The 24,919-nt window shown below is 66.4% G+C and carries 23 protein-coding genes; 12 read left to right on the forward strand and 11 right to left on the reverse strand.

The window, feature by feature from the left end; translation table 11 throughout:
• Nucleotides 1–58 precede the first annotated feature (58 nt).
• Nucleotides 59–226 carry a hypothetical protein gene (locus D9R08_RS19015; RefSeq protein WP_158598902.1) on the reverse strand — a complete coding sequence of 56 codons (168 nt, stop codon included), beginning with the start codon at nucleotides 224–226 and terminating at the stop codon, nucleotides 59–61.
• A 96-nt stretch (nucleotides 227–322) separates the two neighbouring features.
• Between D9R08_RS19015 and D9R08_RS00970 the strand changes: the two genes are divergently transcribed.
• On the forward strand, nucleotides 323–1,222 hold the full coding sequence (locus D9R08_RS00970) for a LysR substrate-binding domain-containing protein (RefSeq protein WP_158598903.1): 900 nt from the start codon (nucleotides 323–325) through the stop codon (nucleotides 1,220–1,222).
• Here D9R08_RS00970 and D9R08_RS00975 read toward each other — a convergent pair.
• The 3 genes from D9R08_RS00975 to D9R08_RS00985 all read right to left on the reverse strand — a co-directional run bounded on the left by D9R08_RS00975 (nucleotide 1,219) and on the right by D9R08_RS00985 (nucleotide 2,945).
• The gene (locus D9R08_RS00975) at nucleotides 1,219–1,728 is read right to left on the reverse strand and encodes a hypothetical protein (protein WP_121896138.1); all 510 of its coding nucleotides are present in this window, start codon (nucleotides 1,726–1,728) and stop codon (nucleotides 1,219–1,221) included. The two genes, D9R08_RS00970 and D9R08_RS00975, sit on opposite strands and share 4 nt — an antisense overlap.
• Nucleotides 1,725–2,282, reverse strand: a complete 558-nt coding sequence (locus tag D9R08_RS00980; protein WP_121896139.1) for an ActR/PrrA/RegA family redox response regulator transcription factor — start codon at nucleotides 2,280–2,282, stop codon at nucleotides 1,725–1,727. The genes D9R08_RS00975 and D9R08_RS00980 overlap by 4 nt, the downstream gene beginning before the upstream one ends.
• A gap of 69 nt (nucleotides 2,283–2,351) precedes the next feature.
• Entirely contained in the window at nucleotides 2,352–2,945 is a 594-nt protein-coding gene (locus D9R08_RS00985) for an SCO family protein (protein WP_407690589.1), read from the reverse strand.
• Between the two features lie 144 nt (nucleotides 2,946–3,089).
• On the opposite strand from D9R08_RS00985, the gene regB reads away from it, so the two are divergent.
• From regB to trxA, 8 genes are all read left to right on the forward strand, one after another.
• Complete coding sequence (gene regB / locus D9R08_RS00990) at nucleotides 3,090–4,493, forward strand: sensor histidine kinase RegB (RefSeq protein WP_121896141.1); 1,404 nt, start codon at nucleotides 3,090–3,092, stop codon at nucleotides 4,491–4,493.
• Between the two features lie 66 nt (nucleotides 4,494–4,559).
• Nucleotides 4,560–6,149 carry a PAS-domain containing protein gene (locus tag D9R08_RS00995; protein WP_121896142.1) on the forward strand — a complete coding sequence of 530 codons (1,590 nt, stop codon included), beginning with the start codon at nucleotides 4,560–4,562 and terminating at the stop codon, nucleotides 6,147–6,149.
• Between the two features lie 64 nt (nucleotides 6,150–6,213).
• Entirely contained in the window at nucleotides 6,214–6,735 is a 522-nt protein-coding gene (tsaE, locus tag D9R08_RS01000; RefSeq protein ID WP_121896143.1) for a tRNA (adenosine(37)-N6)-threonylcarbamoyltransferase complex ATPase subunit type 1 TsaE, read from the forward strand.
• Nucleotides 6,732–7,331: a hypothetical protein gene (locus D9R08_RS01005; protein ID WP_121896144.1), complete on the forward strand. Its 600-nt coding sequence runs from the start codon at nucleotides 6,732–6,734 to the stop codon at nucleotides 7,329–7,331. Before tsaE ends, D9R08_RS01005 begins: the two co-directional genes overlap by 4 nt.
• On the forward strand, nucleotides 7,328–8,023 hold the full coding sequence (locus tag D9R08_RS01010) for a nucleotidyltransferase family protein (protein ID WP_121896145.1): 696 nt from the start codon (nucleotides 7,328–7,330) through the stop codon (nucleotides 8,021–8,023). The genes D9R08_RS01005 and D9R08_RS01010 overlap by 4 nt, the downstream gene beginning before the upstream one ends.
• Nucleotides 8,013–10,976 carry a double-strand break repair protein AddB gene (gene addB, locus D9R08_RS01015; protein WP_121896146.1) on the forward strand — a complete coding sequence of 988 codons (2,964 nt, stop codon included), beginning with the start codon at nucleotides 8,013–8,015 and terminating at the stop codon, nucleotides 10,974–10,976. The genes D9R08_RS01010 and addB overlap by 11 nt, the downstream gene beginning before the upstream one ends.
• Nucleotides 10,973–14,356 carry a double-strand break repair helicase AddA gene (addA, locus tag D9R08_RS01020; RefSeq protein WP_121896779.1) on the forward strand — a complete coding sequence of 1,128 codons (3,384 nt, stop codon included), beginning with the start codon at nucleotides 10,973–10,975 and terminating at the stop codon, nucleotides 14,354–14,356. Before addB ends, addA begins: the two co-directional genes overlap by 4 nt.
• Before the next feature lie 68 nt (nucleotides 14,357–14,424).
• Entirely contained in the window at nucleotides 14,425–14,745 is a 321-nt protein-coding gene (gene trxA, locus D9R08_RS01025; protein WP_121896147.1) for a thioredoxin, read from the forward strand.
• Nucleotides 14,746–14,821: 76 nt separating this feature from the next.
• On the opposite strand, the gene D9R08_RS01030 is transcribed toward trxA, so the two are convergent.
• The 5 genes from D9R08_RS01030 to D9R08_RS01045 all read right to left on the reverse strand — a co-directional run bounded on the left by D9R08_RS01030 (nucleotide 14,822) and on the right by D9R08_RS01045 (nucleotide 17,757).
• Nucleotides 14,822–15,148, reverse strand: coding sequence for a hypothetical protein (locus D9R08_RS01030; RefSeq protein WP_121896148.1), 327 nt, complete (start codon nucleotides 15,146–15,148; stop codon nucleotides 14,822–14,824).
• Between the two features lie 16 nt (nucleotides 15,149–15,164).
• Nucleotides 15,165–15,317 carry a hypothetical protein gene (locus D9R08_RS19020; RefSeq protein WP_158598904.1) on the reverse strand — a complete coding sequence of 51 codons (153 nt, stop codon included), beginning with the start codon at nucleotides 15,315–15,317 and terminating at the stop codon, nucleotides 15,165–15,167.
• A 102-nt stretch (nucleotides 15,318–15,419) separates the two neighbouring features.
• Nucleotides 15,420–15,914: a nucleotidyltransferase domain-containing protein gene (locus tag D9R08_RS01035; protein WP_158598905.1), complete on the reverse strand. Its 495-nt coding sequence runs from the start codon at nucleotides 15,912–15,914 to the stop codon at nucleotides 15,420–15,422.
• 141 nt (nucleotides 15,915–16,055) lie between these two features.
• Nucleotides 16,056–17,384 carry an ammonium transporter gene (locus D9R08_RS01040; RefSeq protein WP_121896150.1) on the reverse strand — a complete coding sequence of 443 codons (1,329 nt, stop codon included), beginning with the start codon at nucleotides 17,382–17,384 and terminating at the stop codon, nucleotides 16,056–16,058.
• 34 nt (nucleotides 17,385–17,418) lie between these two features.
• Complete coding sequence (locus D9R08_RS01045; RefSeq protein ID WP_121896780.1) at nucleotides 17,419–17,757, reverse strand: P-II family nitrogen regulator; 339 nt, start codon at nucleotides 17,755–17,757, stop codon at nucleotides 17,419–17,421.
• Between the two features lie 274 nt (nucleotides 17,758–18,031).
• Between D9R08_RS01045 and D9R08_RS01050 the strand changes: the two genes are divergently transcribed.
• Nucleotides 18,032–20,209, forward strand: a complete 2,178-nt coding sequence (locus tag D9R08_RS01050; RefSeq protein ID WP_121896151.1) for a transglycosylase domain-containing protein — start codon at nucleotides 18,032–18,034, stop codon at nucleotides 20,207–20,209.
• A gap of 81 nt (nucleotides 20,210–20,290) precedes the next feature.
• Here the strand turns inward: D9R08_RS01050 and D9R08_RS01055 are convergent, their stop codons facing one another.
• Nucleotides 20,291–20,917, reverse strand: coding sequence for an MlaC/ttg2D family ABC transporter substrate-binding protein (locus tag D9R08_RS01055; protein WP_121896152.1), 627 nt, complete (start codon nucleotides 20,915–20,917; stop codon nucleotides 20,291–20,293).
• Nucleotides 20,907–21,677 carry an MlaA family lipoprotein gene (locus tag D9R08_RS01060; protein WP_121896781.1) on the reverse strand — a complete coding sequence of 257 codons (771 nt, stop codon included), beginning with the start codon at nucleotides 21,675–21,677 and terminating at the stop codon, nucleotides 20,907–20,909. Before D9R08_RS01060 ends, D9R08_RS01055 begins: the two co-directional genes overlap by 11 nt.
• A gap of 186 nt (nucleotides 21,678–21,863) precedes the next feature.
• Between D9R08_RS01060 and D9R08_RS01065 the strand changes: the two genes are divergently transcribed.
• Nucleotides 21,864–23,600 carry a type I secretion system permease/ATPase gene (locus D9R08_RS01065; protein WP_121896153.1) on the forward strand — a complete coding sequence of 579 codons (1,737 nt, stop codon included), beginning with the start codon at nucleotides 21,864–21,866 and terminating at the stop codon, nucleotides 23,598–23,600.
• Nucleotides 23,600–24,907, forward strand: a complete 1,308-nt coding sequence (locus D9R08_RS01070; protein ID WP_121896154.1) for an HlyD family type I secretion periplasmic adaptor subunit — start codon at nucleotides 23,600–23,602, stop codon at nucleotides 24,905–24,907. Before D9R08_RS01065 ends, D9R08_RS01070 begins: the two co-directional genes overlap by 1 nt.
• The last annotated feature ends 12 nt before the right edge of the window (nucleotides 24,908–24,919 follow it).

A 24,919-nucleotide genomic window follows, 5' to 3' on the forward strand; every position in this document is an offset into this window, starting at 1 on the left:
GACAGGCCGTTTCCGGCCCGTCACAGGGATGCGGGGAGATGTCTGATGTAAGCAGGCCTCATAAAATGCCGGTATCGCGCAGCCAGCGCCGCATCGAGCTTTGACGCGGATTCTGCCGGGCCAGGCGGCGGGCCGGGCGTTCGTCCATCTGGCGCCAGTAATCCGGCGGGTCCCAGTCATGCTGGCGAGCTGCAATTTTCAGACTGTCGGAAAGAATGCGGAGCATTGTCGGCTTCCTTTGATATGACCTGTCACGATACTACAGCGCTTGACCGAAAGCGGTGAGTCAGCAATAGCTTTCGTATGTAAGATGAGGTTACATATGGATTGGCGCGATATCCCCTCCCTCTCCGCGCTTCGGGCATTCGAGGCAGCCGCCCGGCTGGAAAACTACTCGGCTGCCGCGCGCACGCTGAACGTGACCCATGCGGCCATCGCGCAGCATGTCCGCGCGCTTGAGACCCATTTCGGACAATCACTTATCGAGCGGGAAGGCCGGCGCATGGTGCCCACGCCTGCGGGGCGCCGTCTCGCCACGGATCTGGCCAACGGGTTTGCCGAGATCGCGGCGGGTGTCCGCACGCTGACCGAGGCGCGCCGCGAAGGGCCGATCTCGCTGACGACGACGCGCAGCTTCGCGGAAAACTGGCTGATGCCGCGCCTGTCGGAGTTCTGGTCGGCGCGGCCCGATATTCCGATCACCATCTCGTCGGACGACCGGGTCCATGATCTCCGGCGGGAGGGGCATCATCTGGCGATCCGCTATGGGCGTGGCGTCTGGCCGGGCGTCGAGACGCGGTTCCTGAGCCGGGCGAACACCGTGGTGGTCGCGCATCCCGCTCTGGCCGCAAGGCTGCCGGAAACCTATGCCGCCGCCGCGCCGGAGGCGGTGCGGATGCTGGCCGATCTGCCCTGGGTCGTGGATACGAGTTTCGGGGAGCTGTTCTCCTGGCTGACGGTGCAGGGTCTTGACCGCGCCGACATCTCTGCGACGGAGCTCAGTTCCAGCGCCCTTGCGCTCGCGGCATGCCGGGCCGGAGCCGGGGTCAACATGCAACCCTATGCCGTGGTGCAGAAGGATCTGGACGAAGGCCGGCTGGTACTCCTGCTGGAACAATGCGACACGGAACTGGGATATTATCTGGTTCAGCAGCCGGGCCCGTTGCCCACGCGGGTCAAGGTGTTTGTGGACTGGCTGGTCCGATGCGCGGCGTATTGCTAGCGCTGGAAACAGGTGGTCCCGGCCCAGATCATGCGCACCTCCGAACCGCGCTCATCCAGAATGCCGGAGATCCCGCCTGCGCGAAACTCGGTGCCCGGCGAGATCCCGGAGAAATCTGCGTCCGGCATGTCCGCGCGCGCCATGCCGGCGAAGATCCCTTGCGGCGTGCTCAGGCCAGGGCCCGTCATCGTCCAGCCACGAAAATCGCCATCGAGGAAGTTCAGGGTCAACCCGTTCTGCCAGCGCGCAGCGGTCACCGGCCCCGCGCCGCACTCCGTCTGCCGGGCAATCTCGACCGGGGCGGCGCCCTGAAGGCGGGTCATCGTTTCGATCACGCCATCCTGCGCCCGACCGAAATCGATCCGCAGGGGTGTGCCCGACGGCTGCACACCGCCCTCATCGAGGGTGACGCTTCGTGTGGTGGGGGTGGCGGCACGCTCCGGGAGCGACACGGGCGCGCAGGCCGTCAGCGCAAGACCGGCCGCGGCCAGCCCGATACGGATCACCGTGGCGACCGTTTGGCGAGGATGCGCTGCAAGGTCCGGCGGTGCATGTTCAGCCGCCGCGCGGTTTCGCTGACATTGCGGTCGCAAAGCTCGTAGACGCGCTGGATATGTTCCCATCGCACCCGGTCGGCGGACATCGGGTTTTCCGGTGGCGGCGGCATCTCTTCCTCCGCCGCCAGCAATGCGGCGGTGATATCGTTGGCATCGGCGGGTTTCGACAGGTAATCCGTCGCGCCGATTTTCACCGCGGCCACGGCGGTGGCAATGGCGCCATAGCCCGTGAGCACCACGATCCGGCTGTCGGGGCGCTTTTCGCGCAGGGTTTCGACCACATCCAGCCCGTTGCCGTCTTCCAGCCTCAGGTCGATGACGGCATAGGCCGGGGGGCGGGCCGTCGCGATGGCGATACCGGCGGCCACGGACCCGGCCGCTTCGACATCGAAGCCGCGTTTTTCCATGGCGCGCTGCAGACGTCTCAGAAACGGTTCGTCATCATCCACGAGAAGCAGGGATTTATCCGGCCCTATATCGCGTAGCGTCCGTTCCTGGGACATGCATGTTCCTCCGGTTCTTCAACAATTCAACCTACATAGGCGTAATCGTCGGGACAGGTCAATTTGTGGCTACGAGCGGGCCTCGATGAAACATTCGACCCGTTCGGCCATCTGCGCCGGCGACATCTCCCTGCGGAAGAACTCCACGAACCCGTCCTCGGGCATCACCAGATAGGTGAAGGTGGAATGATCGACCAGATAAAACTCGTCCGACGTGTCATGCAGCCGGTAATAGGTGCGATAGGCGCGGGAGGCGGCATCGGTCTGTTCCGGCGTACCGGTCAGCCCGATCATGTCGGGATGGATGTTGGCGGTGAAGGCCTCCACCACCTCGGGCGTGTCCCGGCCGGGGTCGACGCTGATGAAGACCGGGGTGACGGAATGGCCCTGTTCACTGAGGATATCGACCGCTTCGGCATTCCGGACCGTGTCCAGCGGGCAGACATCGGGGCAGAATGTGTAGCCGAAATAGATCAGCGTGGGTTCGGTGATGATATCGGCATCCGTCACGGTCTCGCCGGTTTCGCTGACCAGTTCGAACGGGCCGCCGATACTGCCCGCGCCGCCGGCGATCTGTGAACTGCGGCATTGCGCATAGGGGTCGGCATCGGCAAGCTGCTGCCCGCGACCCATATAAATGACCACCGCGATGGCGGCCAGCATGGCCACGATCAGCGTGACCGCGCTGATGGCGTAAACTCGAGTCATCGCGACCTCCCGCACCGTTGTGCTGTTTGTTGAACACTTAAGACCAAGCGACTATCAATTCACGATCCTGTACCTGTGACAGAAAGCCCCGCTCGTCCGATGGCCTCACTCCCTGATCCGTCAATCACGCTCGTCACACGGGATGCGCCCAGCGACTGGGTGCGTCTGCGCACTCTGCTGGTGCTGCGTTGGCTGGCGATACTGGGGCAGACGATCACCGTGGTCGTGGTCAGCCTCTATCTGGGCCTCAGGGTCGAACTGGGCCTGTGTTTCCTGGCCATCGGTGCGGGGGTCATCTCGAACCTGATCGCGATGACGATTTTCCCGGAGAACCAGCGCCTCAGCGACCGCGACGCGATGCTGACACTGTTGTTCGATCTGACCCAGCTGTCGTTCCTGCTGTTCCTGACCGGTGGGCTGAACAACCCCTTCGCCTTGCTGATCCTCGCGCCGGTCACCATTTCGGCCACGGCGCTGACCCTGCGCTCCACCCTTTTTCTGGGCGCCGTGGCGATATTGATGATCTCGCTTCTGGCGTATTTTCACATTCCGCTGGCGACGACGGATGGCTCGGTTCTGGAGCTGCCCGATCTCTTCGTGCTGGGCTTCTGGCTTGCGATCGTGATCGGAATCATCTTCCTGTCGGCATATGCCCGCCGCGTCACGCGCGAAACCCATTCGATGAGCCAGGCGCTGATGGCCACGCAGATGGCTCTGGCGCGGGAGCAGAAACTGACCGATCTGGGCGGTGTCGTGGCCGCCGCCGCCCATGAGCTCGGAACCCCGCTTGCGACGATCAAGCTGGTCTCCACCGAACTGGTCGAGGAACTGGCGGACCGCCCCGACCTGCTGGAGGACGCGGCCCTGATCCGGGACCAGGCGGACCGGTGCCGCGACATCCTGCGCTCGATGGGGCGCGCCGGAAAGGATGACGTTCACATGCGTAGCGCGCCCCTTGGCGCCGTGGTGCGCGAGGCGGCGGAACCCCATGCGGATCGGGGCACGGAGATTCATTACGATTTCCAGCCCACCGGTGACATGTCCGCCACCCAGCCGATCATCCGCCGCAAGCCCGAGATCATCCACGGCCTGCGCAATCTGGTGCAGAACGCCGTCGATTTCGCCGATGGCAGGGTCTGGATCGAGGGACGCTGGGGCAACGGGACGATCCGGTTGCGGATGGTCGATGACGGGGCCGGGTTCCCCCCTGATCTGCTGGGCCGTCTGGGCGACCCGTTCCTGCGCGGCCGCTCCAGGCCCGAGCACGACCCGCGACCGGGCTATGAGGGGATGGGCCTTGGCCTGTTCATCGCCAAGACGCTTCTGGAGCGCTCCGGCGCCACGGTGCAGTTCATGAATGCGTCCGATCCGTTCCTGGCGGCCGAGGACAAGGGTGAAAAGCGCGGCGCGATTGTGGAGGTCAGCTGGCCCTATGAGGCGATCGGCCTGCCGGCGGAGGAAGCCAGCAAGCCGCTTGGCGAGAACCAACCCATTCCCGTTTAACTGATCATTAATGCTTCTGCCGTTTGGTGCTTGGCGAATGTGTCCCCCAGGCTCTGGAGCGTCGTCTTGCCCGATACCGCCGTGATTGTGCTTCTCGTGGTCGTAAGCGTGGCGGCGGCATCCTGTGCCATGATCCTCAGCCAGTGGCTGCTGCGCCGGCGCGGCGCGGCTTCGGCGCACCAGTTCTGGCAGGCGCTGGACATGCCGCGCAGATACGTGTTCCGCGAAGGGTATCTGATCTCCGATCCGGAGGAGGACGAGTGCTTCATTACCGACCCGGAGGACCGGGCCACCGCCTGGGCCGCGCTGGTGGAGGGGCTGACCCCGCTCAACGAGGGTATTCCCGACGCGATGCAGGCGTTGCGGCATCGTGGCGAGGGGTTCGTGCTGATCGGCTATCTGGGCAGCGACGCGATCTCGGTCGCGGGCAGGACCGAGGGCGAGACGCTCTGCGTCACGGTCGCCACTGCGCAGGAGGGAAAGGCGCGTCAGGCGATCCACAAGGGCAGTCTGGACGGTTTGCAGGCCGAACTGAAAGGCCTGCGCGCCGCGCTCGATTTCCTGCCCGTGCCGATGTGGCGGGAGGGGGCCGATGCGCAGGTCACCTGGGCCAATGCCGCCTATTTCAGACTGGTCCGGCGCTCCGCGGAGCTGGACGGGCCGCTGGTCTGGCCGATCCGCAGGCTGTTCGCCGATCAGCTTGACCCGCCGCCCGATCCCGGCAGCTTCCGGCGCTGCCAGCTCGACATTCCCGATCAGCAGGAGCCCAGCTGGTACGATGTTTCGATGACACCGGAGGAGGATGGCGGAACGCTCTATGCGGCCCGGTCGATCGACCGGCTCGTGGCGGCGGAAACCGGGCTTCGGAACTTCGTGCAGACCCTGTCCAAGACCTTCGCGCATCTGCCCATCGGTCTGGCGATTTTCGACAAGCGCCGGGAACTGGTGCTGTTCAACCCGGCCCTGCTGACGCTCTCGACGCTCGACCCGGAATGGCTGTCCTCCCGGCCAAGCCTGTTCGCGTTCCTCGACCAGTTGCGCGAACGCCAGCGGATGCCCGAGCCCAAGAATTACAAGGCATGGCGGGCCAGCCTGTCGCGGCTGGAACAGGCCGCTCAGGATGGCAGTTATCAGGAGCTTTGGACGCTGCCCACCGGGCAGACCTACCGGGTGATCGGCCGCCCGCATCCCGACGGGGCGGTGGCCTTCATGTTCGAGGATATCAGCTCCGAGGTTTCCCTGACCCGGCAGTTCCGCGCGGATCTGGACCTCTATCAGGCGGTGCTGGACGAGGGGGAGGCGGCGCTTGCGGTATTCTCCAAGGATGGCCAGCTGATCCTCAGCAACGATGCCTATGCCGGCCTCTGGGGGATCGACCCGCGCGAGATGCTGGGCACGATGGGTCTGGTGGAGGCGACGCGCCAGTGGCAGGAGGCGACCCGGCCCGCGCCGGTCTGGGGCGACATCCGCGCTTTCGCCAGTCAGGAGGCCGAACGCGCGGCATGGTCCGACGACATCGTGATGGCCGACGGTCGGGCGCTGGAATGCCGGGTTGCGCCGCTCAAGGGCGGGGCGATGATGGTGAGTTTCGTGCGCTTGTCCAAAACCACCGAGAAGCTCGAACGCCTGCGCGAGGTGGCGGGCGGGCAGGACTGATCCCGGCCCATCTTGTGCAAGGTTGCGGTTGCGGGCCGCCGGGCCATGGCTAAACTCGCCGCAAATGTCCGACACCGCCGCCTGTTCCCCCGAATTGCCCTGTCTGGCCCGATGGGTCAGCACCTCCCCCGAGGCGACGGCCGCCATGGCGGCGCGGATCGGGGCGGAGCTTCGTGCCGGAGACGTGATTTTGCTGGCGGGCGATCTTGGCAGCGGCAAGACCCATTTCGCCCGTGCTCTGATTCAGAGCCGTCAGGCGGAGCACGGGACGGCAGAGGATGTACCCTCCCCCAGTTTCACGCTGGTTCAGACCTATCATGCGGGCGATCTGGAGATCTGGCATTGCGATCTCTACCGTCTGACCGGTGCCGATGACGCGCTGGAGCTTGGGCTGGAGGAGGCGTTTTCCGATGCGCTTTGCCTCATCGAATGGCCTGACAGGCTCGCCGGGTGCTGGCCCGAAGGCGCGGCCTGGCTTGTCTTTTCCCATGATCCCGAAACGCCCGACCGCCGCGGGGTCTCCCTGCACATGGCCGATGATACCGGGCTTGCCGCCCGTCTTGCCCGCTGTCTGGAGGCGGGATGAGCGCGAAGATCGACGAGTTCCTGAAACCTCTGGGCTGGGCGGAGGCGGACAGGACGCCGCTGCCGGCGGATGCCTCCGCACGGTACTATCTGCAGTTCCACGACCGGGTAGGGAACCAAACCGCAATCCTGATGATCGCTCCGCCGGACGAGGAGTTCGACCGGTTCCGGGACATCGCCGCCTACCTGAAAGCCCACGGCCTGTCGGCGCCAGCCCGTCTTCCCCATCTGGCGCCGGAACGGATGAGCGACATGCTGGCCGTGACATTTGAAAACATGCTGGCCGTGACATTTGAAAAACTGTCGCCGGGGGCCGATGCGGCGGGTCTTCGGCAAGAGATATCCGGCCGGCAGGGGCCTGACCGGGTCGGGTTGCCGGATTTCCAGCTCGCGGCCACCGGGCCCGCGGGCTACGATCTGTTTCCCCTGCTGGATGATGCACACCGGGATGTGCCCGAGCCGCTTCGGGCCGATCTGATCGCGCTGCACGAGGCTGCGCCGGGTCTGGACCCGGCGGTGTTCCGGCTGCTTTGCGCCCTGCGCGCCCCGGTCTCTGCGCTTCTGGACCATTTGCCGGTCACGGACCCTGTCGGATGACGCCCCGGTCCTGCATGATCCTTGCCGCCGGGTTCGTACGCCGGATGGGCGCCCTGGCCGCGGACCGGCCCAAGCCGCTGATCGAGGTGGCGGGACGCCCGATGATCGAGCATGCGCCTGCGCAGGCACGCGATGTCGGTGCCGCGCCGATCGCGGTAAACGGCCATTCCCGCGCCGATCGACCGGCGGCTTATCTGACGGCTTTGAAGGATGTGAGCTTCCTGAACGAAACGCCGGAGATCCTCGAATCCGGCGGGGGCGACCGCAATGCCCTTCCTGTTCTGGGGGAGGGGCCGATCTGGTGCCTGAACTCCGACGCGGTCCGGCGCGGGGAAAACGCGCTGCGCCTGCTGGCCGCCGGCTGGCGGCCCGGGGCGATGGGCGGCCTTTCGCTGCTGGTGCCCCGCGACCGGGCCGTGAGACGGCAGGGCGGTGGCGACTTCGCGCTGTCCGAAACCGGGAATATCACCCCGGACAGGACCGGGCTGGTCTGGACCGGCGCGCAGATGCTTGATGGGACCGAGTTCGACGATACGCCCTCCGGCCCGTTTTCAATCTGGGCGATCTGGCGCAAGCTGATGGTGCGGGGCCGGATGTTCGGCGCGATCTATCGCGGCTTCTGGGCCGATATGGGTCACCCCGGCGGCATCCCCATGGCCGAAGCGATGCTGGAGCGGTGCGATGCTGTTTGAGCCCGCGCCCCGGCCGCGCGTTTTCGCGACCCCACTCGGGGTCGATTTCATCGCCGCGCTGATCGACGGGATCGAGACGCGTCTGGCCGGGCAGCCGCCCGAGGCGCTGGCGCGGGTGGAAATCTACGTCAACACCGCGCGGATGCAGCGCCGGCTGACCGCGCAATTCGCCGCGCGGCGTGCCAGTTTCCTGCCCCGCATCCTGCCTGTTACGGACTTGGCCGGGCGGCCCGATATGGCGGGGCTGCCGCCTGCGATGTCGCCCTTGCGGCTGCGCCTGCAACTGAGCCAACTGATCGCGAAACTTCTGGAAAAACGGCCGGATCTGGCGCCGCGGTCCGCGCTTTATCCGCTGGCCGACAGTTTGGCCGATCTGATGGGCGAGATGCAGGAGGAACGGGTCAGCCCTGATACCGTCCGCGGACTCGACGTGGGCGACCATGCGCAGCACTGGCAGCGCAGTCAGGCGTTCCTGTCCATCGTGGCGCCGTTTTTCGCAGGTGATGACAGTCTGACGATCGAGGCGCGCCATTCCGCCGTCGTCGACCGGCTTGCGCGGACCTGGGAGACCGCGCCCCCCGACCATCCGGTGATCGTTGCGGGATCCACCGGATCGCGCGGGTCGACGGCCCGGTTCATGGCGGCGGTGGCGCGTCTGCCGCAGGGGGCGGTGGTGCTGCCGGGGCTGGATTACGACATGCCGTCGGAGGTCTGGCAGGGGTTGATGCAAGGCCGGACGGTGGGTCTGGGCGGGGAGGATCACCCGCAGTTCCGTCTGGGGCGGTTTGCGGAGACACTGGGCATGCTGCCCGGCGATGTGCCCGTCTGGAGCGGCATAGAACCGCCGCATCCGCTTCGCAACCGCTTGATTTCGCTGGCCTTGCGCCCCGCTCCGGTCACCGACCAGTGGCGCGAAGAAGGGCCCGGGCTGGGGGATCTGACCCCAGCGGTGGCGGACCTGACCCTGATCGAGGCGCCGACGCCGCAGGCGGAGGCCACGGCGATTGCCCTGCGCTTGCGGCAGGCGGCGGAAACCGGGCAGACCGCCGCATTGATCAGCCCCGACCGGACCCTGACCCGGCAGGTGACCGCTGCCCTTGACCGCTGGAACATCCTGCCAGACGACAGCGCCGGACAGCCGATCTCGCTCACTGCGCCGGGCCGTCTGCTGCGCCACGTGGCCGAGCTTCTGGTGGCGCCGGCCACGGCGGAGGCGCTGCTCATCTTGCTGAAGCATCCCTTGAGCCATTCCGGGCGCGACGATCGCGGGCAGCATCTGCTCAGGGCGCGCGATCTGGAACTGGAGATGTTGCGGGGAGGCGGGCCGCATCCGCAGCGCCAGGACCTGATCGGATGGGCAAGCGGGCGCCGCGGCGATCCGGGCAGCACCGACTGGGCGGCATGGGTTGCCGATCTGGCGCTGGCCGACCGGCCCGGCGGGGCGCTGCCGCTGGCCGATCATGTCGCCCGGCATATCGCCGTGGCCGAGGCGTTGGCGGCGGGGCCCGGCGCGGATGGCGCAGGCGCGCTTTGGGCGCGCGAAGACGGGCAGGCGGCCGAGCGCCTGATGCGCGCGGTGGCCGAAGACGCGGATGCGGGTGGTCTGCTGAGCCCGGCGGAATATCGCGATCTGATCAGCGCGGTTCTGGACGATGCGGAGGCGCGCAACCCGGTTCGGCCCCATGCACGGATCATGATCTGGGGCGCGCTGGAGGCGCGGGTTCAGGGCGCCGATCTGATGATCCTTGCGGGGCTGAACGAAGGTGTCTGGCCATCCGCGCCGGGTGCCGATCCGTGGTTGAACCGGGCGATGCGGGCCGAGGCGGGACTGCGCCTGCCGGATCGGCAGATCGGCCTGTCCGCCCATGACTTTCAGCAGGCGGCGGCGGCGCGGGAGGTCTGGCTCAGCCGGTCGCGCCGGGATGCGGAAGCCGAGACAGTGCCCTCTCGCTGGCTGAACCGGTTGGTGAACCTGATGGACGGGACAAGCCCCGCATCACGGGCCGCGCTTGCCGATATGCGCCGACGGGGAGCCGACTGGCTGGCGCTTGCCGACACGCTTGGCGCACCGGCAGCCCCGGTTGCTCCTGCTTTGCGCCCGTCGCCGCGCCCGCCCGTCTCGGCCCGGCCCGGCAGGCTGTCGGTAACCCAGATCGAGAAGCTGGTGCGGGATCCGTATGCGATCTACGCGCTGAAAATCTTGCGCCTGCGGCCGCTGGAACCCCTGAGACAGGCGCCGGATGCCCGCCTGCGCGGCACCGCGCTTCACGCCATTCTGCGCAGGTTCGTGGAGGCAACCCGGAGCGGTCTGCCCGATGATGCGGAGGATCTGTTTCTCCGGCTCGCGGCCGAAGCGCTTCGCAAGGAGGTGCCCTGGCCGGTGGCCCGAAGGCTTTGGCAGGCGCGGCTGGAACGTATCGCGCCGTGGTTCGTGGCGGGCGAACGCGCGCGGCGCGGCTTTGCGGAGCCCTATCTGCTGGAGGTCGCGGGCGAGATGCGGCTGCCGGTGCCCGACGTCACGCCCGACTTCACGCTTGGCGGCACCGCGGACCGGCTTGACCTTACGCCGGATGGTGCGCTTGCAATCTATGACTACAAGACCGGATCGGTCCCGTCTGCCGATCAGGAGCGGTATTTCAACAAGCAGCTTTGGCTGGAGGCGCTGATGGCGCGGGCCGGCGCGTTCGGGGAGGTCAGGGATGTCGCGCGGATTGCCTATGTCGGTCTGGGCGGCGGCGGTGGTGTTCTCAGCCATGACGTGAGCGCCGCGGAGATCGACCGGATCGGCCGGGAGCTTGCTGCGCTTCTGGCCCGCTACGCGGATCCGGCCACGGGTTATACGGCGCGACGGGCCATGGCGGAACTGCGCTATGCGGGCGATTACGACCATCTGGCGCGCTACGGCGAGTGGGACGAGACCACCGCGCCGACACCGGAGGAGGTGGGCCCATGAGGCTTGACGATGCGTCGCGCGCGCAGGTTCTGGCGGCGGATCCGGGCACATCCACATGGCTGTCGGCCAATGCCGGCAGCGGCAAGACCCGGGTGCTGACCGACCGGGTGGCGCGGCTGTTGCTGGATGAGGTGCCGCCCGAGCGGATCTTGTGCCTGACCTACACCAAGGCGGCCGCGTCGGAGATGCAGAACCGGCTGTTCCGGCGACTGGGTGGCTGGGCCATGATGCCCGATGACGATCTGGCCCGCGCGCTCGCCGATCTGGGATTGACGGCGGAGCGGGTGACGCCGGTGCTGCTCTCGCGGGCCCGCACGCTTTTCGCCCGCGCGATCGAGACGCCGGGCGGCCTCAAAATCCAGACGATCCACTCGTTTTGCGGCGGCGTCCTGCGCCGGTTCCCGCTGGAGGCGGGAGTGTCGCCGGGCTTCACCGAAATGGACGAGCGCGCGCAGCTCCTGCTGGCCGAAGACGTCTTGGCGGATCTGGCGGAGGGAGGCGATATCCCGGCGGTTGACGGGGTGGCGCGCTACCTGTCGGGCGACGATATGGCGGGCCTGGTGCGCGGGCTTCTGGCCCATCGCGACGGGGTGGAGCCGCCACGCGAAAGCGACAAGATCTTCGCCTGGTTCGGGGTCGACCCGGGGCTCAGCGCCGCCGATATTCTGCGCGAGACCTTTCTGGGCGACGAGAAGCCGCTTTGCGACAGGCTGGCCGGGTTGCTGGACCCGAAAAGCCGCGCCCACGGCAAAAGCCACAGGGTGCTGAGCGGGTTCGACTGGGCCGCGCCCGATCTGGAGGATCTGGCGCAGATCGAGGAGGTGTTCCTGACGGGTTCCGGCGCGAACACGCCGGATGCGGCGAAAATCGGCAGTATCGGAAACGCGCAGATCCGGGCCGCGCTGGGGGCGGATCTGCCTCCGCTGGAGGCGTTCATGCTTCGGCTCGAGGCGGCGCGCCCGCGCCGCCGCGCCATGCTGTCGGCACAGAAGACCGCGGCGCTGCATCGCTTCGCGGCGGCGTTCCTGCCTGCCTATGACGCTGCGAAACAGGCGCGCGGCTGGCTGGATTTCGACGATCTGATCCGCCGTATGAGAACCCTGCTGATGGCCCCGGGCGTCGCGCAATGGGTCTTGTTCCGTCTGGATGGCGGGATCGACCACATTCTGGTGGACGAGGCGCAGGATACCGCCCCCGCCCAATGGCAGATCATCGCGAAACTGGCCGAGGAGTTCGCCTCAGGCGAAGGGGCGCGGGCGGATACGGCGCGCACGGTTTTCGTGGTCGGCGACAAGAAACAGTCGATCTATTCCTTTCAGGGCGCGGACCCGTCGGGGTTTGACCGGATGCGCGACCATTTTGCCGACAGGCTGGCGCAGATCGACGCCCCGTTTCAGTCGCGCGAGCTGATCTATTCCTTCCGCTCGGCGGCCCCGATCCTGGCGCTGGTCGATCATGTGGCCGGCGGCGCGGCGGGGGCGGGGCTTGGCCCCGATGTCGGCCACAGGGCGTTCAAATCCGCGCTTCCGGGCCGTGTGGATATCTGGCCCCATATCCCGAAATCCGACACGACGGAGCCGTCGAACTGGGAAAACCCGGTCGACCTGCTCGAGGAGGATCATCACCACGTCCGGCTGGCCCGGCGCGTGGCCGAGGCGATCGGGTCGATGTTGGACGGCAAGACCATGATCGAGGTCGAGAAGGATGGAAAACCCAGTCGCCGCGCCGCCAGGGCCGGCGATATCCTGATCCTTGTTCAGCGCCGCTCGGATCTGTTTCACGAGGTGATTGCGGCAATCAAGGCGGCGGGGCTGCCGATTGCGGGAGCGGACCGGATGCGCGTGGCCGCGGAACTGGCGGTGAAGGATCTGATCGCGCTGATGGCGTTTCTGGCCACGCCGGAGGATGACCTGTCGCTTGCGGCCGTCCTGCGCTCCCCGATCCTGGGCTGGTCGGAGGCGGATCTCTACGGTCTTGCCAACCCGCGGGAGGGTTTCCTGTGGCGGGCGCTGCAAACCCGTGCGGCGGAGTTTCCGCAGACTGTGGCCCTTCTGGAAGACCTGCGCGATCACGCGGATTTCCTGCGCCCTTACGATCTGCTGGAACGGGTGCTGATCCGCCATGATGCGCGGCGGAACCTGCTGGCCCGGCTTGGCGGCGAGGCCGAGGACGGAATCGATGCGATGCTGGGTCAGGCGCTGGCCTATGAGCGGATGGACGTGCCCAGCCTGACCGGGTTCGTCGGCTGGCTTCAGGCCGATGACGTGACCATCAAGCGCGATCCGGGCAGTGCGGGCAACCAGATCCGGGTGATGTCGATCCATGGGGCCAAGGGGCTGGAATCCCCGATCGTGATCCTGCCCGATTGCGCGCAGCGCCGCGCCGGGAACCGGGGCGTGACCCTTTTGGAGCCGGAAAACGGCCCGTTGATCTGGCCGCTGACCAAGACGGATGCGCCGGCGAAGGTCCGGGCCGCGCTGGACGGCATGGCCGAGGCCGAGGCGGAAGAGCGCAACCGCCTGCTCTATGTCGCGATGACGCGGGCGGAAAGCTGGCTGATCGTGGCCGCGGCCGGAGAGTTGGGCAAGACGGCGGCGCAAAGCTGGTACGGGACGATCCGCGAAAGCGCGGAGGCTCTGGGCGCCGAGCGGCATCCGATGTTCGGCGAGACCGGGCTTCGCCTTGAAACCGGCGACTGGATGTCGCCCGGCGACGAGACGCCGCCGTCGGATGCCGCCCGCCCGCGCCTGCCGGGCTGGGCCCTAACCCCGGTGGCGGAGGAGGGCCGGATGCAGGCCGCGCGCAGCCCCTCCGATCTGGGCGGCGCGAAGGCGCTGCCCTCCGAGGCCGCCGGATTGGCGGAGGAAGCGGCGAAGCGGCGCGGGCGGCTGATCCATCTGCTGCTTGAGTACCTGCCCGGCCTGCCGCAGGCCGGCTGGCTTGCTGCGTCCCCGGGCATTCTGGCGATGGAGGACGCGGTTGACGAGGTGGAGGCCTCGGCCCTGCTGGAGGAAGCGGCGCGGGTTCTGAACGCCCCGGGCCTCGCCGCCGTCTTTGCCGACGATGCGCTGGCCGAGGTGGCCCTGACCGCGTGGAGCGACACGCTTTCGGTTCAGATGATGGGGGTGATCGACCGGCTGATCATCCGCGAGGATCGGGTGCTGGCCGTGGATTTCAAGTCCAACGCGGTCGTGCCCGCCGATACGGCGGAGGTGCCCGAGGGCCTGTTGCGCCAGATGGGCGCCTATGCCGAGATGCTGGCCCCGCTTTATCCCGGGCGGCGGATCGACACCGCAATTCTGTGGACGCGCAACGCGACACTGATGCCTCTGGCTCACGGTTCCGTCATGGCTGCGTTGCAAAGGGCGGCCACAGCTTGACCTTGGGCGGGCGGGTCCATACCTTCGACCTCCAAGCACACTTCCCGCGCCTTTGAGGAGAGCGACACATGAGCACCGTTTCCGTCACCGACGATACGTTTGATGCCGAAGTCCGGCAGTCGGCCATCCCAGTAGTGGTGGATTTCTGGGCCGAATGGTGTGGCCCCTGTAAGCAGATCGGCCCGGCCCTCGAAGAGCTGTCGATGGAGTATGACGGCAAGGTCAAGATCGTGAAGGTGAATGTGGACGAAAACCCCAATTCGCCAATGCAGCTTGGCGTGCGCGGGATCCCGGCGCTGTTCATGTTCAAGGATGGCGAGGTGGTGTCCAACAAGGTTGGCGCGGCGCCGAAAGCCGCACTTCAGAAATGGATCGAAGAGGCGGTCTGAGCCGTCTGTTCCAGTGCTGTGAGACGGGGCGCCTTCGGGCGCCCTTTTTCGTCGCTGCGCCGCATTTTTCGCGGTTTCAGTATCGATAGGGAAACGCGACCTCTGTCCCGTCGGCAAGGACGGCCCCGGTCGCATAGACCTCCAGCGGGAGGTCATCATCCACCGTGCCGATAACGGTGAGGGTTTCCCCTTCCGCCGCCGGCACCGGATTCGGCCCGACATAGACCCGGACGCGTCCGGTCCCGTCGGCCAGTTCGAGTTCGTCCTCATCGTTCACCCGCTCGACCGTGCCGGTCAGCGTGACGGACATGCCCGGGCGCAGATCCGCGATATCGGTCGTCTCCGCGACGGCGGCGGAGACAATCAGGGCGCCAAGGGCGAGACCAAGTGCGGCGGCTTTCATTTTCGGCTGTCCGGGTTCAATCCAGCGCAGCAATGAGAAGGACGAGCGCGGCAAGCCCGCCGGCGCAGAGGCTCCATCTGGGCAAGGTCAGATGCACATTGGTCGTCATCCACGCGCGCCACTCGTCAAGGCTGGACGACCCGCGCGAGGGGGGTGTCGGATCTGTCATCGGGCTCTCCTGTTTCATGGGTTTCAGATGGGTGCGCGCCCGGTGCGTGCCAGTGGGTGTATCCTTTGCGCGTCATAGGTTTTGCTGATTGCCGCCGCCGGCTCAGATGCCGAAGACGTCGCGCAGAACCCGGATGTCATGCAGGTCAACGTCGCGCAGGGCATATCCCCGCCGGTTCGCGATCTGGAATTCCGCCGTCATGCATCGGACCTGCTGCCCGGCCAGATCGCCCCGCCCGGCAAAGGCGGCGGCGGGATAGCTCTCGCCATTCTCGGGCGGGCCGTAGATGCCGTCGCCGCCGGTCCCGAAGACCACGACATGCAGGTCGATCCGATGGCCGGCATCGTCCCCAAGCACGAAGTTCCACGCTCTTTGATCCGGGCTGTCGATCACGGCGAATCCCATCTCGTCCAGCCGGGCCAGGAGAGGTTCCAGATCGGTAGCGGCAACCACCAGATCAAGGTCGCCATGGGGCCGGGTCTGCCGGCCCAGAAGCGCGTCAACGCCCCATCCGCCATCGATCCATACGGTGACACCGGCCTGGGCCAGCGCGGTGCAGATCCGGGCGGCCATCCTGTCCGGCATTTCTGGTGACATGGTCTGGCGCATTGTCCCGGCGGCGTTTTCAGGTTCTGACCGGCCTTTGCATAGTGGCTGGCCGCGCGGCGCGCCAGCATTGAAAAAGGCGCCCCGTCCGGAGCGCCTTTTCCAGTCTTGTTTCGCGCGGTCCGGGCCAGATCAGCCCTTCGCGAATTCCGGGTAGGCTTCCATGCCAAGCTCGGAAACGTCGAGGCCGTTGATCTCGTCCTCTTCGCTTGCGCGCAGACCTATGGTGGCCTTGAGCACATAGAACACGATCAGCGAGCTGACGAAGACGAAGCTTCCGATCGCGGCCATGCCCATGATCTGCGTCAGGAAGCCTGCGCCGTCATTGGTCCAGGGAACGATGAACGTGCCCCAGAGACCCGCGATCAGGTGGACCGGGATGGCGCCGACCACATCGTCGATCTTCATCCGGTCCAGCATCGGGACGGTGAAGACCACGATCACGCCGCCGATGGCCCCGATGATCAGTGCCTGCCACAGCTCGGGCGTCAGCGGTTCGGCGGTGATCGAGACCAGGCCCGCCAGTGCGCCGTTCAGCACCATGGTCAGGTCGGTCTTGCCATAGACCACCTGGGTCAGGATCAGCGCAGCCAGCGCTCCAGCCGCCGCCGCCATGTTGGTATTGGCGAAGATGCGGGAGACATCGGCCACGTCGCCCACGGTGCCCATGGCTAGCTGCGAGCCGCCGTTGAAGCCGAACCAGCCGAGCCAGAGGATGAACGTACCCAGGGTGGCCAGCGCCAGATTGGAGCCGGGCATCGGGTTGATCTTGCCATCCTTGCCATACTTGCCCAGACGCGGGCCCAGAACGATGGCGCCGGCAAGGGCCGCGAAACCACCGGCGGCGTGCACCAGCGTGGAGCCTGCGAAGTCGGAGAAGCCCGCTTCGGACAGCCAGCCGCCGCCCCACTGCCAGGATGCTTCGATCGGGTAGATGAAGCCGGTCAGCACGACAACGAAGGTCAGGAAGGGCCAGAGCTTGATCCGCTCGGCCAGAGTGCCCGAGACGATCGAGGCCGTGGTGGCGCAGAACATCAGCTGGAAGAAGAAGTCCGAGCCCGCGGAGGCGTAATCAAGTGCCGCATCCGCCGGATCGAGCCCGACCGGTTCCAGCGTGGTGATGGCGAAGAACGGGCCCAGCCAGCCTTCGATCAGCCAGTCGGCGGGATACATGATCCCGAAGCCCACGAACCAGTACATGATCGCGGCAATGGCGAAGAGGGAGATGTTCTTGGTCAGCTGCATGGTGACGTTCTTGGAACGGACCAGACCGGCTTCGAGCATTGCGAAGCCGGCGGCCATCCAGAACACGAGGAAGCCGCCGACGAGGAACAGAAGCGTCGTCAGAATGTAGGAGGTGTGCGCTGCGGCCTCTACGCCGGCTTCCTGCGCGACCCCCACGGATGGCAGCAGCGCGGCGGTTGCCACGGCGGCCAGCGGGATAAGATACTTGGTTTTCATCTGATGGATGTCCTTTTGTCGAAAGGGCGCGCGCTCACAGCGCGTCGTCATTGGTTTCGCCGGTCCGCACGCGCACGGCGGAGTTCACGTCGAGGACGAAGATCTTGCCGTCACCGATCTTGTCGGTCTTGGCGGTGCTCTGAATGGTTTCGACCACCTGATCCGCCATCGCGGCCGCAACGACGATTTCCAGTTTCACTTTCGGCACGAAATTCACGGCGTATTCTGCGCCGCGATAGATCTCGGTGTGGCCGGATTGAGAGCCAAAGCCCTTGATCTCGGTCACCATCATGCCGCGCACGCCGATGGCGGTCAGGGCTTCGCGGACCTCCTCCAGCTTGAACGGTTTGATTGCTGCGATGATGAGTTTCACGTTCATCCCCTTCCGGTTTTCGGTTTTGTCCCCCAAAAGGACGTCACGGAGGAAAAGACAGGCCGCGACCGCAGCGAGGGCAACGACACGATGCAGCGTTTGCACAACCTGAAGTTGTACACGCAAATTTTTTGCGCAAATCACGTTAACTGCCCGTTTTTTTGGCAAGACGTGAATGCGGCGGTGCAGCATCATGGGCGAAAGAAAGGGCGCATTCTGCCCTCCACAATCGAGTCGTTTTTCCCTATCTTGGCGAAAAAGAAGGCAGGACATCATGAGCCCATCAGGAAACGGCGGCCGCCCGCCGCGCAAAGGGCAGCGCGGGCTTGTGGCCGACCGCAGGACAAAGTCCGCATCCCCACCGCGCACGGCCTCCGCCAGGCGCGCACCCCGCCGACGGAAACAGGCGCGAACACGCCGGACCGGTATTCTGGGTTGGATCGCGACCCTTGTCAGGTTCGTGCTCCGGGTGATCTTCGGGATGATCTGGCGCAGCGCGGTGGTGCTGGGCATCATCGTTCTGGGCGCGGCGGCCTATTACTACACCCTGCTGCCCCCGGTGGGCGAGGTGGTCGATGCGCGGGCGCGCGGATCAGTGACCATGCTGGATCGTGACGGCAATGTGTTCGCATGGCGCGGCGAGCAATATGGCGGTATGATCGACCCCGACAGTGTCAGCCAGCATCTGACCCATGCGGTGGTCGCCACCGAGGACCGGCGGTTCTATCGCCATTTTGGGATCAGCCCGCGGGGCATCGCCAGCGCCATCCGGATCAATATACGCGAAGGCCGTGGGCCACTGGAGGGGCATGGCGGCTCCACCATCACGCAGCAGGTGGCCAAGCTGATGTGTCTGGGCGTCGCCTATGATCCGTCCGAATGGGAAAGCGAGGCCGAGTACGAAACGGATTGCCGTCGCACCACGCTCTGGCGGAAGATCCAGGAGGTGCCCTTCGCGCTGGCGATGGAGTTCCGCTACACCAAGGACGAAATCCTGACGATCTATTTCAACCGCGCCTATCTGGGCGCCGGGACGCGCGGGTTCGAGGCGGCGTCGCAGCGCTATTTCGGCCATTCCAGTTCCGAATTGCAGCCGCAGCAGGCCGCGATGCTGGCCGGTCTTCTGGTTGCGCCCTCTACTTATGCGCCGACCCGCAATCTGGAACGCGCGCAGCGCCGGGCCAATCTGGTGCTTGGGCTGATGGAAGAGCAGGGCTTCCTGACCGCTGCCGAAGCGGATGCGGCGCGGGCCGCCCCGGCAACCCTGTCGGACGCGGCGCGACAGGAAACCGGCGGCTTTTTCGCCGATTGGATCATGGGCGCGGGGCCGGGGTTCCTGACCAATGAAACCACAGAAGACGTGATTATCCGCACCACGTTCGACCCGGCCATGCAGGCCGCGGCCGAAGACGCGCTGGCCGATGTGTTCACCAACCAGGTGAGCGAGGGCTCGGGGGCGCAGGCCGCCATCGTCGTTATGTCCGCCGATGGTGCGGTGCGGGCCATGGTTGGCGGCCGGGAGACGCAGGCGCCGGGGCACTTCAACCGGGCCGTGCAGGCGATGCGGCAGACCGGCAGTTCGTTCAAGCCCTTCGTCTACGCCGCCGCGCTCAATTTCGGCTGGCGGTTCGACGATCTTATCTATGACGGGCCGTTGACCATCGACATTCCCGGATCGGGACCGTGGAGCCCCGAGAACTACTCCGGCCGGTTCTACGGCGAGGTGACGCTGACCGACGCGCTCAGGGCGTCGCTGAACACCGCGGCAGTGCGCCTGTCGGAAACCGTGGGCCGCGAGGCGACGCGGGATGTGGCCGAGGGGTTTGGCATCGACAGCGATCTTGCGGACGGGCCCGCAGTGGCGCTCGGCGCGTCGGAGGCGAGCCTGATCGAGATGACGGGGGCCTATGCGGGCATTCTCAACGGCGGGTCCGCGGTGACGCCCTATGGGCTGACGGAGCTGCGGATTCTCGGCGATGACAGGCCGCTCATCGGGCAGGAGGGCGGTATACAGGATCGCGTGATCTCGGAAGAGGCCGCACGGCAACTGACCTATATGATGGCGCAGGTGGTGGCCAACGGCACCGGCCAGCGCGCGCAACTGCCCGACCGGCCCGCCGCTGGCAAGACCGGCACGACCAACTCCGCCCGCGACGCGTGGTTCATCGGGTTCACCGCCGATTACGTGGCCGGTGTGTGGATGGGCTATGATAACAACTCGCCGCTGTCGGGCGTGACGGGCGGCGGATTGCCGGCGGAGATCTGGCGGCAGACGATGGAGCGGATCCATGTGGATATTCCGCCCCGTCCCCTGCCGATGATCGACCCGATCGCCGAAGCGCAACCCGCCCAGCCTGTCCAGCAGGCGCCGCAGGCTCAGGGCGAAAGACGCCCCGATCTGGCCGAGCAGATCCTGATGGAGGTGCTGGGAACGATCCTGAACGGAAACTGACGACCGGGCGCAGCCCGAGGCGGGGCTGCCTTCCGGGCCGGGGAGCGGGCGCCCGGAACCGCCCCCGCAGCCCGGCGTCAGCTAGCCCACGGTTCTCAGATGTGAGATCAACGCGTCGATATCGCCGCCGCGCCGGTCCAGCATTCCGCCGATTTCCGACCGCTCGGTGATCAGCAGGTTCACGCCCTCGATCACCAGATTGAAGAATCGATCCTGCCCAGATCTGTCCGACACCAGCCAGCGCAGCTCGAAAGGGCGTTCATTCCGGATCCGCACGGTGGAGATGATCTCGAAATACTGATTGACCTGACGGCCATCGACCACCTCGATCCGCCCGCCGATGAACTCGCGGAAACGGCGACCGTATTTGCGCGCCATGTAGCCCTGAAACGCCTCGGTGAAGGCGCGCATCTGTGCGCGGGAGGCGCTGCGCGCGGGCGGGCCCAGGACCGATTGCGCGATGATCGGCACATCGGCGTGGCGGGCGAAAAACCGCTCGAACTCGCGAATCATCGCCGCTTCGGACTGCCCGGAATTGATGATCTGCAGCAATTCGGCCACCACGCGGTCGATCAGGCCGCGTGCCTCGGCGGTGTTCAGGGCCATCGCCGGACGGGGCATGACCAGCGCGGCCAGCCCGGCACCCGCCGTCAGGGCGGCAAAGCGGCGCCGGGTCAGACCGGACGGTAACGTTGCATTATTCTGCATAGGGGTCAAAGAACAGCTCTCCATAAGGGTCCTCATACGGGTCGATGAAACCCGGATCGGCGTCGCCACGCAACTCGAAGCGGCGATTCTGAAGATAGATCGACCGCGCCTGTGCGTAGCTGTCTTCGCTCTCATACAGGACACTGTCGATGGTGCCGCCAAAGCGATGCCGGTTGCCGAAACCCGCGGCGACATCGATCCCCCTTGTGACATTGCGGGGCCGGGTGTCCAGCCCACGCAGCGGATTGAGGGCAAAATCGACAACCCGCCCGACCGTATCGCGGGAGGTCGAAGGGCCCAGCACCGGCAATTCCATGTAAGGCCCCTCGGGTGCGCCCCAGAGATGCAGGGTTTCGCCAAAATCCGTATCACGTTCCTCAAGCCCCATCGCGCTGGCCGGGTCGAAGATGCCGCCGATCCCGATGGTGGTGTTGATCACGAAGCGCGCGGTGTTGTGGATCGCCTGACCGAACCGGAATTGGAGAACATTGTTAACCACATAGCCCGGCTGATTGAGGTTGGAGGACATTCGCCCGACCCCGACCAGCACCGGCTCAGGTATGGCGGAGCCGAGCGCCGAGGCGGTGGGCCTTACCAGCGCACGGTCCAGCCCGCGATTGAACTCATGCGCCGCGCGATTCTGCGCCTCGTCAGGGTCGTTTATCGCGCTTGCGGGCGGCAACGCGGCCGGGCCGCAGGCTGAAAGCGTGACGAGCAGCCCAAGAACGGCACAGAGACTGCGGGTGCGGGAAACGGGCATGACGGGCACACGGGACTCCTGTTGGCGGTCTGCTGTTTTAAATCGGGACCACGCGGAAGTAACGGTTTGCAAAGGTCCCGTGTTGCATAAATCGGTTCACTGAACCTTTGAGAAAGGCGAGCGGCTCTATCCCTAATGTCGCAGTGCCCGGCTCTGCCTGCAATAGACTTATGCCCGGATTGTTGGATGACCCCGACACGATCGCATCACGGCCAGCCCGTCACGGATGACCTGACCCGCCACCGGCGGGCCAGTTCCGCGCTGCTATGGGCGATCTTCCTGTTCAGCGTGTTCACCAATCTGCTGATGCTCACGGGCCCGCTCTACATGTTGCAAGTCTATGACCGCGTCCTCGGCAGCCGGTCGGAGGAAACGCTTCTGGCGCTGTCCCTGCTGGTGACGTTCCTGTTCCTGATGATGGGGCTTCTCGACTATGCCCGGGGTCGAGTGGCGGCGCGGGTCGGCGCCCGATTGCAGGACGGGCTGGACGCGCCGGTTTTTTCCGCCGCCCTGTCGCGGGCGCGCAGGACGGGCGGACCCCAGACCGGCTTGCGGGATCTCGAATCGGTGCAGCGACTTTTGTCCTCGCCCGCGTTCCTGGCGATTTTCGACGTTCCGTGGACTCCTCTCTTTCTGGCGGCGATCTTCATTTTTCATCCATGGCTCGGTTGGCTGGCGCTTAGCGGCGGCGCGCTGCTGATCGTCATCGCGATCGTCAATCAGGCGATGACGCGGGAGCCGCTGAATGCGTCCGGTCTCGCCTCGATGCGCGCGGACCGGATGGCGGGGCAGCTCCAATCGGAGGCGGAACTGATCCGCAGCCTGGGAATGCAGGGGTCGGCCTTTCGCCGCTGGCGTGCCCAGCGGTCGGTTGCCCTTGGCGCGTCAATCCGGTCCAGCGACCGGGCCGGCGGGTTCACCACGCTCACCAAGACGCTGCGGCTCTTCCTGCAATCGGCGATGCTGGGTCTGGGCGCCTATCTGGTGTTGCGCGGGGAACTGACCGCGGGCGCGATGATCGCCGGCTCGATTCTGATGGGCCGGGCCCTCGCCCCGATCGAACTGGCGATCGGTCAGTGGGCGCTGATCCATCGCGCCCATGATGGCTGGACCAATCTGCGCCAGCTTCTGGCGGAAACCCCGCGGGAGCCGCATCGCCTGCCGCTTCCGCGCCCTGACGCGCAGCTGACGGTGCATCAACTGGCCGTTGTCCCGCCCGGGGAAACCCAGGCAACGCTCAGAATGGTCAGTTTCCGGGTCGAACCCGGGCAGGCGGTCGGGATTATCGGGCCCTCGGGCGCCGGAAAATCTACGCTTGCCAAGGCCCTGACCGGGGTCTGGGCGCCGGCGGCAGGCCAGATCCGCCTCGATGGCGCGACGCTGGACCAGTACGATCCGGACGTTCTGGGCGGGCTGATCGGCTATCTGCCGCAAAGCGTGACGCTGTTCGATGGCACGATTGCGGAGAATATCGCCCGTCTGGCGCCCGACCCGGACCCGGAGGCCGTGGTCGCCGCCGCCCGGAAAGCGGCGGCGCATGACCTGATCCTGAAACAGCCCAAGGGTTACGACACGCCGGTGACCGCCGTGGGATCACGGCTCTCCGGCGGGCAGGTGCAGCGCATCGGCCTGGCCCGCGCGCTTTATGGCGACCCGGTGCTTCTGGTTCTGGACGAGCCGAACTCGAACCTCGACAACGAGGGCAGCGAAGCCCTGAACCAGGCCATCCGCGAGATGAAGATCGATGGCCGGTCGGTGCTGATCATGGCGCACAGGCCAGCGGCCATCCGCGAATGCGACATGCTTCTGGTTCTGGAGGGCGGCATGCCCAAGGTCTTCGGCCCGCGTGACGAGGTGCTGAAGAAAACGGTGCAGAACCACGCGCAGATTGCCGGTGGCGCCGCGGCCGGGGGGGTAAGCTGATGCAGGAAATACCGGAAACCTCCTGGTCCATTCGCGGGCCGATGCTGCTGGGTTTCCTGTCGCTCGCGATCCTGCTGGGCGGGTTCGGGACATGGGCGGTGATGTCGAATATCGCGGGCGCGATCATCGCGTCCGGCCAGATCGAGGTGGATCAGAACCGCCAGGTCATCCAGCACCCGGATGGCGGTGTCGTGGCGGAACTGGCGGTGACCGAAGGCGAGCAGGTCGAGGAGGGGCAGGTGCTGCTCCGTCTCGACGCGTCGGACATCGCGTCGAGCTATGCGGTGGTGCGTGGCCAGTTGAACGAGGTGCGCGCCCGCCGCGCCCGTCTGGAGGCCGAACGGGACGGCCAGGCCGAGGTTGCGTTCGGGGCCGAATTGCTGCGGGCCGCCGAGAGCGACGCCGAACTCGCCGATATCCTCACCGGGCAGCGGAACCTGTTTGCGGCCCGGCGCGACACGCTGGATCGCGAGATAGACCAGCTGAACCGCCGCACCGAACAGATCGGCAACCAGATCGACGGGATGATTGCGCAACGCACCGCGCTGGAACGCCAGCAGAATCTGGTGGCCGAGGAGCTCACCGCCCAGCAGGACCTTCTGGAGCGCGGGCTGGCCCAGGCCGCCCGGGTGCTGAGCCTGCAACGCGAGGAGGCGAATCTTCTGGGCACGTTGGGGGAGATCGATGCCGCGGCCGCCGAGGCCGAAGGACGGATCACCGAGACCGAACTGGCGATCCCTCAGGTGGAGACCGCCCGCCGGGAGGAGGCGATTGCCGAGCTGCGCGAGGTCCGCCTGCAGGAGGAGGAGCTTGCCGAACGCGCTCAGGCGCTGGAACGCCAGCTTGCCAATATGGATCTGCGCGCGCCGGTGGCGGGGGTGGTCTATGGCCTGACGGTGTTCGGCCCGCGATCGGTCGTGCGGCCTGCCGATCCGGTGCTGTTTCTGGTGCCGCAGGACCGGCCGCTGGTGATCTCCGCCCGGGTCGAAGCGATCCATGTGGATCAGGTCTTTCTGGGGCAGGAGGTGCTGCTGCGCTTTCCGGCCTTCGATTCGCGTACAACCCCGGACCTCTACGGGCTGGTAACGCGCGTATCGGCGGATGCCTTTCTGGACGAGGCCACGGGCGCCAGCTTCTACCAGACGCAGATCGTTCTGGACGAGGGCCAGATCGAGCTTCTGGAGGGGGAGACCCTGCTGCCCGGCATGCCGGTGGAGGCCTTCATCCGGACCGAGGATCGCACGCCGCTTGCCTATCTCATGCGCCCGCTGACCGACTATTTCAACCGCGCCTTCCGCGAAAGCTGATCCCCCCTTTCC

Origin of the sequence: Rhodophyticola porphyridii (assembly GCF_003688285.1) — a bacterium.
Lineage (GTDB): Bacteria > Pseudomonadota > Alphaproteobacteria > Rhodobacterales > Rhodobacteraceae > Rhodophyticola > Rhodophyticola porphyridii.